Below are 14,701 nucleotides of genomic sequence, written 5' to 3'. Positions count from 1 at the left end.
TTCTTCAGCGTAACCGGCCAGAACCGTTCTCGCCGTGAACTGCCGGCCCGGCCGGTCGTGGGGCTCCCGCCGCCCGCCAGAGGTGCATGCCGGCGTAACTGCGCCACGGCGCCCAGACGCTGCCGTGAGCGGCGAGGTCCCTGGCCGTGGCGGGCAGGCCGAGTCGATCGGCGCCCTGGCGCAGGGCGAGGTCGCTGGTGAGCAGGATGTCGGGGCTGCCGAGAACCCGCATGGCCACGTACCCGGCCGTCCACGGTCCGATGCCGGGCAGGGCGGTCAGACGGGCTTGGAGATCGTCGCGGGTCTCGCCGACGTCGAGCACGAGGTCGCCCGCGGCCAACGCCGCGGCGACGCGGATGATCGTGTCGATGCGGGCCGCCGGGCCGCGCAGCACCTCGCGGCCGTGTTCGGCGATGCGGGCGGCGGTGGGGAAGAGCAGCTGTGGGGTCGCTGTGTCTGTGTCTGTGTCTGGGGCGGTGGCGGTGACGCCGGGCACCGGCTCGCCGAGGGCCGCACTGAGCCGGCCGAGGGCGGTGCGGGCGGCGGCCACTGACACCTGCTGGCCCAGCAGGGCCCGGAACAGGGTCTCCTCGGGGTCGAGGCTGCCCGGCACCCGGATGCCGGGGGTACCGTGCACGGAGCCGGCCAGGGCCGGGTCGTCGGCCAGGGCGCGATCGATGGCGTGAGCATCCGCGTCGAGGTCGCACAGGCGGCGCACCCGGCTCACGAGAGGTGAGAGGTCGGCGAGGCTGCTCAGCCGGGCGGTGCAGGCGACTGCGGGCGCCTCGAGGGTGCCCGCGACGGCCAGCTGCAGGGTGGCCCAGCCGTGGGGGAGCCGTAGGGTGCGTTCGTACCCGGCGGAGGTGGACCGTTCGACACCGTCGATGGCGCGCACACCCAGGAAGCCGAGCAGGCCCGTGCCGTCGAACGGTGCACGGGCGGGCAGCAGCAGGCTGATCCTCGTGCCGGTGCCGGTGCCGGTGCCGGTGCCGGTGCCGGTGCCGGTGTCCCGGTCGCGGCTGCCGGCCCGAACCCGGGCGGCGGCCCGCAGGGCCGACGGTGTGCGCTCGTACACCGCGGCGATGGTGTCGTTGAACTGCCGCACGCTGCCGAAACCGGCGGCGAATGCAATGTCGGCGACCGGCAGGTCGGTGCTCATGAGCAGCACGCGCGCGGTCTGCGCGCGGTGGGCGCGAGCCAACGCCAGGGGGCCGGCGCCCACCTCGGCGACCAGCACCCTGGTGAGGTGTCGCGGGGTGTAGCCGAGCCGGTTTGCCAGCCCGGGCACGCCCTCGCGTTCCACGGTGCCGTCTCCGATCAACCGCATCGCCCTGGCGGCGAGGTCATCACGGATGTTCCACGCCGGCGACCCCGGCACGGCGTCGGGCAGGCAGCGTTTGCACGCCCGCAGTCCCGCCTCATGAGCCGCGGCGGCCGTGAGGTAGAACGACACATTGCCGGGCTTGGGGGTCACGGCCGGGCAGCTTGGTCGGCAGTAGATGCCCGTGGAGTGCACGCCGGTGATGAACTGGCCGTCGAAGCGGGCGTCGCGGGAGGACATGGCCCGGTATCGTTCGGCGAAAACCGGGTCGTCGGGGGAGCTGGGCGCTGGTGTCACCCCCCAAGACTGACACGCGCACCGCACGACCGGTAGCGGGAATCAGACATCGGCGTTCGGGGCCTTCGCAGGGGCGGAAACTGTCCGGTTCGAACCGGTCCGGTCCCCGTAAACTGGCGGGCATGACCCTCGACCCGACCGGCCGACCGCTCGCCGTGCCCCAGCAGGACACCCCCATCCAGACGCCGGTGTGGAGTTCGCCGGTGCGGCGCACGAACCTGAGCACCGTCGTGTGGGCGAGCATCGGCATCGTGGTCGCCGCGCTCGCGCTGTTGCTGGTCCTGGTGTACCTCTCGACCTTCCTCGGTCCGGGCGCGGTGCTGGTCTGTCTGCTGCTGGCGCTCGTGCCCCTCACCCTGGTGGTGCTGGCGGTGCGTTGGATCGACCGGTGGGAACCGGAACCTCGGCCGGCGCTCTGGTTTGCCTTCCTCTGGGGCGCCGGCGTCTCAATCGTGACGGCGCTGGTGTTCGACCTCGGTGTGCAGATCGTCGTCGCGACCAGCGGCGTGGCCCGACCGGCGGGCGACTTCACGGCCGCCGTCATACAGGCTCCGCTCGTGGAGGAATCGGCAAAGGGATTCGGCATCCTGCTGTTGTTCTGGGTGATCCGCGGCCAGTTCAACGGACCGATCGACGGAGTCGTCTACGCGGCCATGATCGCCGCCGGCTTCGCGTTCTCGGAGAACATCCAGTATTTCGGTGTGGCGATGCTCGACGGCGGGATCGCCGACCTCGGCGTGACCTTCCTGTTGCGCGGGGTGATCTCCCCGTTCGCGCACGTGCTGTTCACGGCCTGCACCGGCCTGGCCATCGGCTTCGCCGCCCGGCGTGCGAGCGGGTCCAGTTATCTCGGCGCCGTGTTCATCGGCCTGGCCGCTGCGGTTCTGCTGCACGCGGTGTGGAACGGGGCGTTCTTCCTGCTCACCGACGACGCCTCCCTGGTGGGCTACTACTTCCTCGTACAGGTACCGATGTTCCTCGGCGCGATCCTGGTCATGGTCATGCTGCGGCGCAAGGAGGAGGCGCTGACGGTGCAACGGCTCAGCGACTATGCCGCCGTGGGCTGGTTCACCCCGGCGGAGGTGGCGATGCTGGCCACTCCCCGCGGCCGGCGCCAGGCACGGGCATGGGCACACGGCCAGCCGCAGGCGCGTCGCCTCGCGATGAACCGCTTCATCACGGATGCCACCCGGCTGGCTTCGGTGCGGCAACGACTGGTCAGCGCCCAGCTGCGCCCCTCCCGGCGCAGCGGCGCAGCGGCAGAGCCGGGGCCCACCCCCGACCAGGTCGAGGAGGCCCGGCTGCTGGGCCTGCTGATGGACGACCGCGCCCAGGTCATCGGCTGACCGTGCCCCCCGGCTACTCGGGCCCACGAGAAAACTCGCCGCCCGGTGGTGTGGCACTGCCGACAACTCTCCCGGTGCGGCGAGTTTCTATGCACTAAGACTGCACCTGGCCACGGCGTTCGCGCAAGGGGGAATTTCCAGGTGTGCGTCCGGAGCCGGAATCCGATTGGATGGTCTCATGACTGATTTGAACTCCAAGCCCGAACTCGACTTCCCGGAGGGCCCCGCGCCCGAACAGCTCGACATCGTCGACATCGTGGTAGGTGACGGTGCCGAGGCCACCGCCGGCGCCACCGTCGACGTGCACTACCTCGGCGTCGAATACGACACCGGCGAAGAATTCGACTCGTCCTGGAACCGCGGCCAGTCGATCAACTTCCCGCTGGGGTCCCTCATCGCCGGCTGGCAGCAGGGCATCCCCGGAATGAAGGTGGGCGGCCGTCGCAAGCTCACCGTGCCGCCGCACCTGGCCTACGGCCCGGCCGGATCCGGTCACCGGCTGTCCGGTAAGACCCTGATCTTCGTGATCGACCTGAACGGCGTCAGCTAGACCGTTCGACCCGCACCCGCCTGATGGGTGAGTGGTGGCCCCGGAGAATGCTGACGGCGCTCCGGGGCACCCCGGAAGATGTGGCACGCAGGCGCACCTGCGTGCCATTCTTCTGTGCCTGACGGCCTGGTGTGAGTGCGAAAAACGCCCTCGCGCTCAACGGTATCCCGCGCCGATAATGGGTCATGATCTCAATCGACTGTGCCCGTGCCCTGCAGCAGGCCGGATTGTCCTGGCATCCGGTATCCGGTGACTCGTTCCGCATCGAACGACCCGGCTTCGACTCCGAGGTCTTCACGGTCAGCGAGATGACCATCGAGGCGCACGAGTTCGATACCGGCACCATCCTCGGTTTCAACGGCACGACGGAGTGGGCGCTGGATTCGCTCGCGCTCGAGGATGCCCTGTGGCTGCCGCGGGAAGACCAGATGCGTGCGCTCCTGCGCGGCACGTTTCGCGCCCTGCACAGGCTCAGCGACGACCGGTACCGGGTGAGCGTGCACGTGCGCGGCGTCGACGAGGTGTTCGAGGCGGCCACCGCGGCGGATGCCTACGGCACTGCGGTGCTGATGCTCATCGGGCTCTCCGGCGAGGGCCGGGTGGCTCCGGCGGCGGCCAGCGACTAGCGCGGCTAGTACCGCTCCGGTTCCGGTTCCAGAGCGAACCGGCGCCCGCTCAGCTCGGTCGGGGTGATCTCAACCCAGATGTACTTGAGTGTGGGCACCAGCGGGCGGAGCGGGAGCGCGTTGGCGGCTTCGATCTCCGCCTGGGTGTCGAGGACCCGGGCGAGACCCTTCACGACAACGCTCCAGGCGTCGCCGCGCCCGATGGCGTCGGTCTCCAGAGCCACCTTGTTGTTCACGGTGAGGGCGAGAAGCTTGGTTCCCTCGGCCGTGCGGAACAGAAGCCGGTTGTCGGCCACGACGAAGTTCAGTGGAAAGATCTCGATGTCATCCGCGACGGCGGCGGCGAGACGGCCGAAGCTTGAGGACAGCAGCAACTCCCAGCACTCGTCCTCACTGAGAATGCGAACGGGATCAAGGTCGTTGTTGTCCATACCTCATAGTCCCACTTTGCGGTCCACTCGGCGAGTATGCCGAGTGGACCGCGGCGTGTTGCCCTACAGCTGGGTGGACCGGCGACGCACCAGCATCACGGTGAGGAGGATTCCACCGATCAACAGCGCTCCGGCCGCGATCAGGAACACCGGCAGGGCATCCGTACCGGTCTCGGCCAGTTCGGTGCCATAGCCGGCGCCGCTGCCGCCACCGCCGGCGACGGGGATCAGGGGGTTCGCCGACGGGGTGGGGGTCTGGCCTGCCTCGCCGGCAGGAGGCGTTGCCGAGGGGGTGGTGACCGGAGGCGTCGCCGAGGGGGTGGTGACCGGCGGTGTCGGGGTGGGGATGACGCTTCCGGCGGGCAGGATCCGGTGGGTGAGGGAAGCGGTGCAGGTCAGCAAGGAGCCGCCGCCGTTCACGGAATCGTTGCACTGACGGATGGTCACGGGCAGCGCCGCGCTGACCGTCGACGGATCGACCGTGCAGGTGACGCGAAGTGCGGCGCCGCCACCGTTGACGGAGCCGTTGCACTGGGTGATGGTGGCCGAGGTGGTGGTGGACACCGGAGCGCAGTTGAGCGTGGGCTCGGGTCCTTCCGCACCGGAACCGCCGCACTGGTCAACGGTTGCGGGGGACGTCGTGGCATCGCCGACGATGACGTTCTCCACCGATACGTTGCAGGTGGCGATCGACCCGCCGCCGTTGGCGGAGTTGTTGCACTGGTCGACGACGGTGGTGGCGGTGGGGAAGCTCACCGGGATGGTGGTGCAGAGCAGTTCGCCGACCGGGCCTTCACAGGTGCGCACGGTGATGTCCGAGCGGGACAGGCCGGTGTTGAGGTCGAGGTAGTTCGTGATGGTGACGTCACAGGCGATTTCGTTACCGCCGCCGTCCTGGATGTAGTTGCACTGGTTGACCGTGCCGGGCACCGGAGCCGCTGAGGCGGGCGCCTGGGTGGTGCCGAGGATCGCGGCGGCGGCAACCACCAGGCCGAACGTGACGGCGAGGCCGCGCCGCAGCAGGGCACCGGGTCGCCCGGCGGCTGGCCGGCCGGCTCTGCGGCGTGAAGCGGCGGCGCCCGCGACGCCAGGAAGTGATGATGCAGACGAATATGCCGTTGCCATGATGGCCCCCCTTGATGGGGCCCCGTGACCCCCTTTCGAGTCACGCTATCAGTATCGCCGGGCGTGCGTTATTACAGGGTGCTAACGACACGATGTTCGGTGGCCCGAGTCAGCGTTCGCTCGCCGCACGCACCCTGTCGATCAGGTCTTTCCAGGCGCCGTGCACCTGCGGTTCGGCGAGCACCACCTCGTGCGGGGCACACCGGATGCGGTACACATAACGGTCCGGCATCGGCGCGCTGTCTTCGGCCTCGTCCCAGGGCAGTTCCTCGAGGAAACGCACCCACGCGGCAGCATCCGGTTGCTCGTCAACCTGCACGTCCCAGGTGACCCGGAGCCCAGCGATGCCTCCGCTGCGTGAGACGACGACCTTCATGGCCCCATGGTACGTCCGGCCGGGGCCACGATCGGGGATGTCGGCATGATCGGAGGCGGCTTGCCAGCGAACGTTGAACCGACGCTGCCGCGTCAGGACGCAGCTCGCAGCGGATCGAGGACCACACCCACTCCGGTCCAGCCCGCCAGAACCGCGTCGTGCTCGGCAGAGCCGGCGCCGTAGCGGGTGATCGCGGCCGTCGCCGTCGCCGTCGCGAAAGCGGCGAAGTCGGCGTTCGCGGTGAGGGTGGGGCCGGTGAGTGTGTCGTACCAGATCTGCCCCGGTGCCTCCCACGCGTTGCCGCCGAGAGCCTCGGCGACCAGATAGAACGCCCGGTTCGGGATGCCCGAATTGAGGTGCACTCCGCCATAGTCGTCCTCGGTGTCGATGTAGCCGTCCATCGAGGCCGGCTGCGGATCGGTGCCGAGGACATCGTCGTCATAGGCGGTGCCCGGAGCCTTCATCGAACGCAGCGCCTGGCCCTGCACCTGCTCGGTGAAGAGCCCTGCACCGATCAACCAGCTCGCCGACCGGGTGTCCTGGCCGGCGGCGTACTGCTCGACGAGGGCGCCGAAGACATCCGACACCGATTCGTTGAGCGCACCGGACTGGCCCTGGTAGGCGAGGTTGGCGCTGTACTGGGTGACACCGTGGGTGAGCTCGTGCGCGATCACGCTCAACGAGATCGTGAACCTGTTGAAGACCTCGCCGTCGCCATCGCCGAACACCATCCGTTCGCCGTCCCAGAAGGCGTTGTCATAGTCCCGTCCGTAGTGCACCGTGGCGTCCAAAGGAAGGCCGCGCCCATCGATCGAGTCCCGCTGGTACTGGCTCCAGTAGAGGCCATGGGTGTCGCCCAGGCCGGTGTATGCCTCGTTGACCGCTACGTCGGCGACCGGGGGCTGGCCTTCGGTTCGCACGGTGCGGCCGGGCAGCCGCTGCAGCTGACCGGCGTCGCTGATGGTGCGGGTGCTGACGCCCGGCACGGCCTGGACGGGTAGCGCAGGCAGCGCGCTGGTGCGGCGCTCGACGCGCAGGCTGCGAATGGGGTCGTCGACGCGCAACGATCGCCGAGCGGCCTCGGCCGCGGCCTCGAAGCGCGGGTCCTCGACCGCGGCCAGGTGCTCGAGGAGGTAGGGCGGCACGACACCGCAGCGAAACGGCGGGGCGGATCGGCCATGGCGGTGCGGCCGGCCGGGGAACGGGACGGGGCTCTGAATCTGGTCTGTGCCTGTCATGCGGTGAGTCTGGCAGCACCGTCCGACATCCGCACCCCTCTCAGGTGACGACAGGGAGGTCGGTCGTCATATTGCCGACCAGCCGCCGTCCGACGCCAGGACGATGCCGGTCACATTGGCCGAGTCCGGACTGGCGAGCCAGGTGATGGTGGCTGCGAGTTGCTCCGAGGTGGCCACCGGAGGTAAAACGTGCTGGAACACCGGGCCGAGCACCGACCCGGCCAGGGGAGACCGCATCGGAGCCTCGATGTTCGTCTGCACCCCGCCGGGCGCGACGGCGTTGCAACGGATGCCCTGGGCCGAGTACATCACGGAGGTGTTGCGGGTCAGACCGATCACGGCGTGTTTGGACGCCGTGTAGGCGACCCCGGCCGCGCCGCCGCGGAGGCCGGCCTCGGACGTGACGTTGACGATCGACCCGCCGCCGCCGGCCACCATGATCGGCAGTGCCCCGCGGATCAGGCGCATCATGCCGGTCACGTTGATGCCGAAGACCCGCTCCCAGGTGGCGTCGTCGACCTCGGCGATCGGGAGGAAGCCGTCCATGACGCCGGCGACGTTGGCGACCACGTCGATGCGTCCGTTCGCCGCGGCGACCAGCCGGGTGGTGGTGTCCTGGTGACTGATGTCGCCGTCGACGGTCACGATGTCGAGGTCGCCGAACTGGTCGAGGAGTTCCTGCAGGCGGGCGGGAACCACGTCGCCGGCGATGACCCTGGCGCCCTCCCGAGCCAGTCGCACGGCTGTCGCCTTTCCGATCCCGGAGCCGGCTCCGGTGACGATGGCGGTCTGGCCGGCGAACCGGCCCGGGGTCACAATCGGGTCCATCGGAGTGCTCCTTTGCAGATCTTCCTCGAGTGCGGCGCGGCGCCGACGCACCAGTCATAGCACCGTCTGGTCGCCCCGGCGCGGGGCAGGCGGATGCGGGGACTCCGGCCGCCCGGCCGCCCGGTCGGTTTGTAGACTGCCGGTATGCGCCACGGAATCGTCATCCTGCCCCAGTTCGACTGGCCCCAAGCCCGCCGGAAATGGCAGGGCGCCGAGCAGTACGGTTTTGATCACGCCTGGACCTACGACCACCTGTCTTGGCGCAGCCTCGCCGATCAGCCGTGGCAGGCCACCATCCCCACCCTGGCGGCCGCGGCGGCGGTCACCGACCGGATCCGGTTGGGCACCTTCGTCGCCTCGCCGAACTTTCGGCATCCGGTGCCGTTCGCCAAGGAGGTCGCCACCGTCGACGACATCTCCGGCGGGCGGATGCTGCTCGGGCTGGGATCGGGCGGAACGGGCTTCGATGCCTTCGTTCTCGGGCAACCGACCTACACCCCGCGTCAGCGGCACGAGAGGTTTGCCGAGTTCGTCACCGACCTCGACCTGCTGCTGCGCCACGAGACGCCGGGAGCGGGTGGTTTCGACTTCGCGGGCGACTGGTTCACCGCGGTGGACGCCCGAATGGTGGGCCGGCCGGCGCAGCAGCCCCGGGTTCCGTTCGTGATCGCCGCCAACGGGCCGAAGGGCCTCAAACTCGTCGCCGAACACGGTGCGGGCTGGGTGACCACGGGCGCAGACGGTGCCGTGGGCGAAGAGTGGTGGAGCGCGGTGGCGGCGCTGGTCCACCGGCTGGAAGACACCCTCGCCGCGGCGGACCGGGCGCCGGGCTCTCTGGACCGCTACCTCTCGCTCGACAGCGGCGGGGCGTACTCGCTGGAGAGTGTCGGTGCCTTCGACGACGCCGTCGGCCGGGCCGGCGAGCTCGGCTTCACCGACGTGATCAGTCACTGGCCCCGGCCCGACGGCATCTATGCCGGCTCGGAGTCGGTCCTCGACGAGGTCGCCAGCCGCCTCGCCTGAGCGCAGCCCACACCCCACACCCCACTCGCCACGCGCAGCAGGCTCGCCGAATTGCCGCAAAGTGCCCCTTCGGTGCGGGCGAAGCGGCACTTTGGCGCAAGTCGGCGCCGCACGCTTCGCCGAGTTACTTCACAGGGCCGCTTCAGGGCGGGCGAAGGGACATTTTGCGGCACGTGGTTGCCGGCGGGCTCGCAGAGCGGGTTCGCAGGGCGGGCTCGCGGGCAGCGGCGCCCTGTCTAGACGTCGATGCGGTAGCCGCGTTTGATCACCGTGGCGACCAGCGCCGGCGCCGGCAGGGACTGGCGCAGCCGGCTGATGGCCACATCGACGGCGTGGTCGTCCTGGATCTCGGGCAGCGCGGCCGTCAGATCGGCGCGGGAGAGTACCGACCCCCGTGCGGCGAGCAGGGCGCGCAGAAGAGTGAGCGACGTCGGGGGCAGCAGGGCGGATGCGCCGGCGACAGACACCCGCCGTCCGCGCAGTTCCACCGGACCGTGCCGGCTGTCCAGGCGCAGAACCCGCTCGTCGGCGAGGTAATCGCAGACCAGCTTGATCAGCGCACCCATGCGGAACCGTTCCGGCACGATCGGGGTGATCCCGGCCGCGAGCAGGGGGGCGGCGGTGACATGCCCGACCGCGGCGGCCACGACAGGTCCGCGCAGGGCCTCCTGCAGAGCTTCGAGCCGGCCGACGCCATCCGCCGCGCCGAAGAGCGCCTCGACAGCGGGTGCGCTGGTGAAGGTGACGGCGTCAAGCGACCCGGTGCAGACCGCGTCGATGAGTTTGAGCACCCGGCTGGAGTCGTCGGGCAGCAACCACCGGTACGGCGCGACGGTGAGCACCGTGGCACCGGCGTCGAGCAGCCGCCGGATCTGGGACTCGTCGGTGAACCCGTGCAGCTGCACGGCCACCGTCAGCCCGGCCGCGCCCTCGCCGAGCACCTTGTCCACGAGCGAGCTGGTGGTTTCCTCGTCGCTCATGCCGGAGTCGTCAAGGTTGGCGGCGCGGATGGCGCCGCGAGCCTTGGGGCCGCGCACGAGGATGCGGCTGTTCTCGAGGGTCTCGGTGAGGTCGTGGCCGAGCCCTGCCGCATCCGCTGCTTCGAGCCAGCGACGGATGCCGTACGACGTGGTCGCCAGCAGGATGTCCGGCCGGCCGGCGATGATCGCCGCGGTATCGGCGGTGATCTGCGAGTCGTCGGCCGCGGCAGCGATGCGGATCGCCGGGGCATGCAGAACATCGGCGCCGCGTCGTTCGAACGCGGCGATGAGGTCCTCACTCCGGCGGTCGGACGTGACTCCGATGCGGAAGCCCTCGAGCTGGTCCGGTCGGAAGCCGGGCAGCCCCGCTTCTGTTCCGATGTCGTTAACTGTGTCTCCGATGGTTCTGGTGGCTGACGTGTCAGGCAGGGTTACCTCTGGCCTGAGAGTGTAGCGGCGTTTGCGAGCACTTCAACGGCCGCGGCGTCGTCGCACTGGGCCAGCCGCACGACCTCGCCGATCACGAGCACGGCGGGGGGAGCGGGCGCCGACCTCGCCGGCGACCCTCACCACGGTTTCGATGTCGGCAATGGTGGTGCGCTGGTGCGCGGAGAAGCCGCGCTCGATGATGGCGATGGGCATGTCGGCGCGCATGCCGTGCCGGGCCAGGCCGCTGGCCAGGTGCGGCAGGGTACCCACGCCCATCAGCACCACGATGGTGCCGCCCAGGCCCACCAGGTGGGCCAGCTCCTCCTCGCTGAGCGGCAGGTGACCGCTGAGCACCGTGAACAGGCGGGAGACGTCGCGGTGGGTGACCGGGATACCCGCCAGCGCCGGCACGGAGATGGCGCTGGTGACCCCGGAGATCACGGTGACCGGAACTCCGGCGGCGCGGCAGGCGGCCATTTCTTCACCGCCACGGCCGAACACGAAAGGGTCGCCGCCCTTGAGGCGCACGACGGTGAGGCCGGCGCGGGCGCTGGTCACGAGCAACTGCTCGATCTCGGCCTGCGGTACGGCGTGGTGGCCCGGATGTTTGCCCACGTTCACCAGTTCGGCTCCGGGCGCCCACTCGTCGAGCCTGTCGTGCGGACCGAGCCTGTCGTAGTAGACGATGTCGGCGCCGCGGAGCGCGGTGAGCGCGGCGACGGTGAGCAGGTCGTCGTCGCCGGGACCGCCGCCGACGAGGGTGACGTGCCCGGGCCTGGACACCGGGGCGGCCGCCTCCCGGGTGAGCCAGACCGATTTCTCGGCGCAGGCGGCGACGAGCAGCGGCTCGTCGTGCGCGGGCAGGTCGACGGCCACGACGAGGTCAACGGCGGAGACCAGGTCGCGCCAGCCGCGCGGCGAATGCGGCCAGGCCACGGCGCGCACGAGAGGGTTGGGCACCTCGTAGGTGTCTGCCGCGAGGTAGAGCACGGCGCCCGCAGCGCGGTACCGGGCGATGACCCGGCGGGCGGGGCGGCTCCCGCCGATGATGAGCACGCGGCGACCGGTCACGTTCAGACCGATGTCGAGGGTTGGATTCGGCATGGCACTATTCTCCGTCTACTGGAGCGGTGTGAGCGGTTGTGTGTCGCCCGGAGTCGTTCCGCCCGGTTGAAGGCAGGTCGGTGTCGTTCCGGTCGGCCGGCCGCAGAGGGATCCGGGCGCCGGAGAGCAGCACCGGCCCGGTGACCGGGGCGGTGTCGTCGGGCTCGTTGACGCTGACACCGAAGAAGTCAGCGCCGGTCTGCACCGTGCCGGTCTGTACAGTGCTGGTCTGACCCGCATCCGTCGGTGCCGCGTCCGCCAGCGCCGCGCGCTCGCCGGGCCAGGCCGGGCGCGGCTGGCCGCGCTCGAGCACCTGCACGATCGCCGGGTCCGGCGTGGTGGGCGCGTTCACGAACGAGCGGAACCGGCGGAGCCTCTCCGGATCCTTCAGGGTCGCCGCCCATTCGTCCTCGTAGCTGCCCACGTGCGCGGCCATGGCCAGTTCCAGTTCGGCGGCCAGGCCCAGGCTGTCGTTCACGACAACATCGCGCACATGCTCGAGCCCACCGGGCAACTCCTCCTGCCACCGCGCGGTGCGCTGCAGCCTGTCGCCGGTGCGGATGTAGTACATCAGGTACCTGTCGATGTAGGCGATCAGGGTGTCGTCGTCGAGGTCCTGGGCGAGCAGTTGTGCGTGCGCCGGCTGGAAGCCGCCGTTGCCGCCCACGTACAGGTTCCAACCCACATCCGTGGCGATGATGCCGATGTCCTTACCACGGGCCTCGGCGCACTCACGGGCGCAGCCGGAGACGCCGAGCTTGAATTTGTGCGGCGACCGCAGCCCCCGGTAGCGCAGCTCCAACTGGATGGCCATCGATACCGAGTCCTGCACGCCGAACCGGCACCAGGTGCTGCCCACGCAGCTCTTCACCGTGCGCAACGACTTGCCGTAGGCCTGACCGGATTCGAAACCGGCGTCCACCAGGATCGTCCAGATCTCGGGCAGCTGCTCGAGACGGGCACCGAACAGGTCAATCCGCTGCCCGCCGGTGATCTTCGTATAGAGGTTGTACTGCTCGGCGACCTCGGCGATCACCTTGAGCTTGGCCGGGGTGATCTCCCCGCCCGGGATGCGCGGCACCACCGAGTATGTGCCGTCCTTCTGCATGTTGGCCAGGGCGCGGTCATTCGTGTCCTGCAGGCCGCCACGGCCGGCATCCAGCACATAGCCGTTGGTCTGGGTGGCCAGGATCGACGCGATGGTGGGCTTGCAGATGTCGCAGCCGAGGCCGGTACCGAAGCGCTCCATGATGTCGTCGAACGAGGTGAGCTGCAGGATGCGCACACTCTCGAACAGTTCGCTGCGGCTGAACGCGATGTGCTCGCAGAGGGCCTTGGACACCTCGACGCCGGCCTTGCGCAGCTCGGTCTCGAGGATCTTCTTGACCAGGGGGACGCAGGAGCCGCACTGGGTGCCGGCACGGGTGCAGGCCTTGAGCGGGCCTAGTTCGGTGCAGGCCTCGCCGTGGTCGCCGCGGACGGCTTCGCGCACCGCGCCGACCGACACGTTGTTGCAGGAGCAGAGCTGCACATCGTCGGGCAGGTCGCTGTTCGCGGGCGGTTCGGCGCCGGCGGCGGAGAGGTAGGCGCCGGGCTCCGCGGGCAGTTCGCGGCCCAACAGGGGCCGGAGCGAGGTGTACGGCGAGGCGTCGCCGACGAAGATGCCGCCGAGCAGGGTCTTGGCGTCTCCGGTGACCACGATCTTTTGGTACAGGCCGCGGGCCGGGTCGGCGTAGACCACCTCGAGACAGTGTTCGGTGCGGCCGAGGGCGTCACCGAAGCTGGCGACCTCCACCCCGGAGAGCTTGAGCTTGGTGGCATCGTCGATGCCGGGGAAGACGGCTTCGCCGCCGTGCAGCCGATCGGCGGTGACCTCGGCCATGGCGTTGGCCGGGGCGACCAGTCCCACGCAGACGCCGTCGATGCTGGCGACCTCGCCGATGGCCCAGATCCCGGCTACCGAGGTGCGGCAGTCGTCGCCGATGACGATGCCGCCGCGCGGGCCGAGCTCCAGACCCGCGGCCCTGGCGAGTTCGTCGCGCGGGGTGATGCCGATGGAGAAGACCACGAGGTCGGCGTGCAGCTGGCTGCCGTTGGTGAGCGAGACACCGAGGACCCGGCCGGTGGGGGAGCGCAGGATCTCGGTGGGCCGGGTGCCGAGCGCCAGGGCGATGCCCTGCGCGCCGATCAGTCGGCCGAGCGCCTGGCCGGCGCCCTCGTCGAGTTGCGCCGACATCAGCCAGTCACCCGAGTGCACCAGGGTGGATGCGGCGCCGAGCCTGGCGAGACCGCCGGCGGCTTCCAGGCCGAGCAGTCCGCCGCCGACGACGACGACATTGGCCGGGCGCCCCAGGCGCTCGCGCAGCCGGCCGATCTCGCCGACGAGGAAATCGACGTCTTCGATGGTGCGGTACACATGACCGGCCTCGGCGCCGGGGATGGGCGGCACGGTGGCGGCGGAGCCGGTGGCGAAGACGAGGTCGTCGTACCGCACCCGTTCACCGTCGGCGAGGGTGATCGCCTGTGCCGCGGTGTCGAGGCCGACGACGCTGCTGCCGCCGCGGTAACTGATCAAGGCGGCGTCCCACAGGGCGGTGTCGCCGAGGGTGAGGTCTTCGGAGTCGACCAGGCGGCGGGACAGCGCCACCCTGTCGTAGGGCAGGTGCGGTTCCTCGCCGAATACAGTCACGGTGTGCTCGACGGTCCCGGTGTTGCCGGATGCGGTGGCGCGGGCGGCCATCGCCTCGGTGAACCGGTGCGCGGCGGGGCCGCCGCCGATCACCACGACGCGTCGGGGCGTGCCGGGGACGTCTGCGGCGGCGTCGGCCGCTGCGGGGGTGACGTGGTCCATGGAGTGCCTTTCCGAGTGGTGAGCTGTTCCGTCAGCCTAAATTTCGGCGATTTCCCGACCGTGTCGCCCGGGTAACGGAGTGTGACGGGGTCCTCACGTCGTTTCGGGCAGCGTGAGAGGTCTTCGTTACGCGATCGTCACGGCCCCGCACGATGACCGACACGAGGTCTGCCTAC

13 protein-coding genes are annotated in these 14,701 nt (G+C 70.1%); 4 read left to right on the top strand and 9 right to left on the bottom strand.

The genetic code is table 11. From position 1 onward, the window contains the following. Positions 1-4: 4 nt before the first annotated feature. On the bottom strand, positions 5-1,618 hold the full coding sequence (locus tag RCH12_RS05335; RefSeq protein WP_327016259.1) for a DNA-3-methyladenine glycosylase 2 family protein: 1,614 nt from the start codon (positions 1,616-1,618) through the stop codon (positions 5-7). A 122-nt stretch (positions 1,619-1,740) separates the two neighbouring features. Here RCH12_RS05335 and RCH12_RS05330 point away from each other — a divergent pair, with 122 nt between their 5' ends. The 3 genes from RCH12_RS05330 to RCH12_RS05320 all read left to right on the top strand — a co-directional run bounded on the left by RCH12_RS05330 (position 1,741) and on the right by RCH12_RS05320 (position 4,140). Further along, a complete protein-coding gene (locus RCH12_RS05330) occupies positions 1,741-2,964 on the top strand; it encodes a PrsW family intramembrane metalloprotease (RefSeq protein ID WP_327016258.1) in 1,224 nt (407 codons plus the stop codon). 178 nt (positions 2,965-3,142) lie between these two features. Next, positions 3,143-3,514, top strand: a complete 372-nt coding sequence (locus RCH12_RS05325; RefSeq protein WP_103431237.1) for an FKBP-type peptidyl-prolyl cis-trans isomerase — start codon at positions 3,143-3,145, stop codon at positions 3,512-3,514. Positions 3,515-3,699: 185 nt separating this feature from the next. Then, positions 3,700-4,140: a hypothetical protein gene (locus RCH12_RS05320; RefSeq protein WP_103431238.1), complete on the top strand. Its 441-nt coding sequence runs from the start codon at positions 3,700-3,702 to the stop codon at positions 4,138-4,140. A 5-nt stretch (positions 4,141-4,145) separates the two neighbouring features. Here RCH12_RS05320 and RCH12_RS05315 read toward each other — a convergent pair whose 3' ends face one another. From RCH12_RS05315 to RCH12_RS05295, 5 genes are all read right to left on the bottom strand, one after another. Continuing rightward, positions 4,146-4,571 (bottom strand): pyridoxamine 5'-phosphate oxidase family protein, encoded by a 426-nt coding sequence (locus RCH12_RS05315; RefSeq protein ID WP_103431239.1) that lies wholly within the window; start codon positions 4,569-4,571, stop codon positions 4,146-4,148. A gap of 63 nt (positions 4,572-4,634) precedes the next feature. Continuing rightward, a complete protein-coding gene (locus tag RCH12_RS05310) occupies positions 4,635-5,696 on the bottom strand; it encodes a hypothetical protein (protein WP_133163816.1) in 1,062 nt (353 codons plus the stop codon). Positions 5,697-5,805: 109 nt separating this feature from the next. Then, entirely contained in the window at positions 5,806-6,072 is a 267-nt protein-coding gene (locus RCH12_RS05305) for a protealysin inhibitor emfourin (RefSeq protein ID WP_103431241.1), read from the bottom strand. A 92-nt stretch (positions 6,073-6,164) separates the two neighbouring features. After that, the gene (locus RCH12_RS05300) at positions 6,165-7,310 is read right to left on the bottom strand and encodes a M4 family metallopeptidase (RefSeq protein ID WP_327016257.1); all 1,146 of its coding nucleotides are present in this window, start codon (positions 7,308-7,310) and stop codon (positions 6,165-6,167) included. Between the two features lie 66 nt (positions 7,311-7,376). After that, entirely contained in the window at positions 7,377-8,138 is a 762-nt protein-coding gene (locus RCH12_RS05295; RefSeq protein WP_103431243.1) for an SDR family NAD(P)-dependent oxidoreductase, read from the bottom strand. Positions 8,139-8,282: 144 nt separating this feature from the next. Here RCH12_RS05295 and RCH12_RS05290 point away from each other — a divergent pair, with 144 nt between their 5' ends. Continuing rightward, positions 8,283-9,161 (top strand): LLM class flavin-dependent oxidoreductase, encoded by an 879-nt coding sequence (locus RCH12_RS05290; protein WP_327016256.1) that lies wholly within the window; start codon positions 8,283-8,285, stop codon positions 9,159-9,161. A 236-nt stretch (positions 9,162-9,397) separates the two neighbouring features. On the opposite strand, the gene RCH12_RS05285 is transcribed toward RCH12_RS05290, so the two are convergent. The 3 genes from RCH12_RS05285 to nirB all read right to left on the bottom strand — a co-directional run bounded on the left by RCH12_RS05285 (position 9,398) and on the right by nirB (position 14,525). Continuing rightward, complete coding sequence (locus RCH12_RS05285; RefSeq protein ID WP_243399162.1) at positions 9,398-10,429, bottom strand: uroporphyrinogen-III synthase; 1,032 nt, start codon at positions 10,427-10,429, stop codon at positions 9,398-9,400. Positions 10,430-10,612: 183 nt separating this feature from the next. Further along, entirely contained in the window at positions 10,613-11,674 is a 1,062-nt protein-coding gene (cobA, locus tag RCH12_RS05280; protein ID WP_327016255.1) for a uroporphyrinogen-III C-methyltransferase, read from the bottom strand. A 4-nt stretch (positions 11,675-11,678) separates the two neighbouring features. Beyond that, a complete protein-coding gene (gene nirB, locus RCH12_RS05275) occupies positions 11,679-14,525 on the bottom strand; it encodes a nitrite reductase large subunit NirB (protein WP_327016254.1) in 2,847 nt (948 codons plus the stop codon). Positions 14,526-14,701 lie beyond the last annotated feature (176 nt).

The sequence above is a fragment of the Cryobacterium sp. MP_3.1 genome (genome assembly GCF_035984795.1).
Taxonomy (GTDB): domain Bacteria; phylum Actinomycetota; class Actinomycetes; order Actinomycetales; family Microbacteriaceae; genus Cryobacterium; species Cryobacterium zongtaii.
Note: the sequence above shows the minus strand (reverse complement) of the source record. Positions and strands in the feature narration are given on the sequence as shown.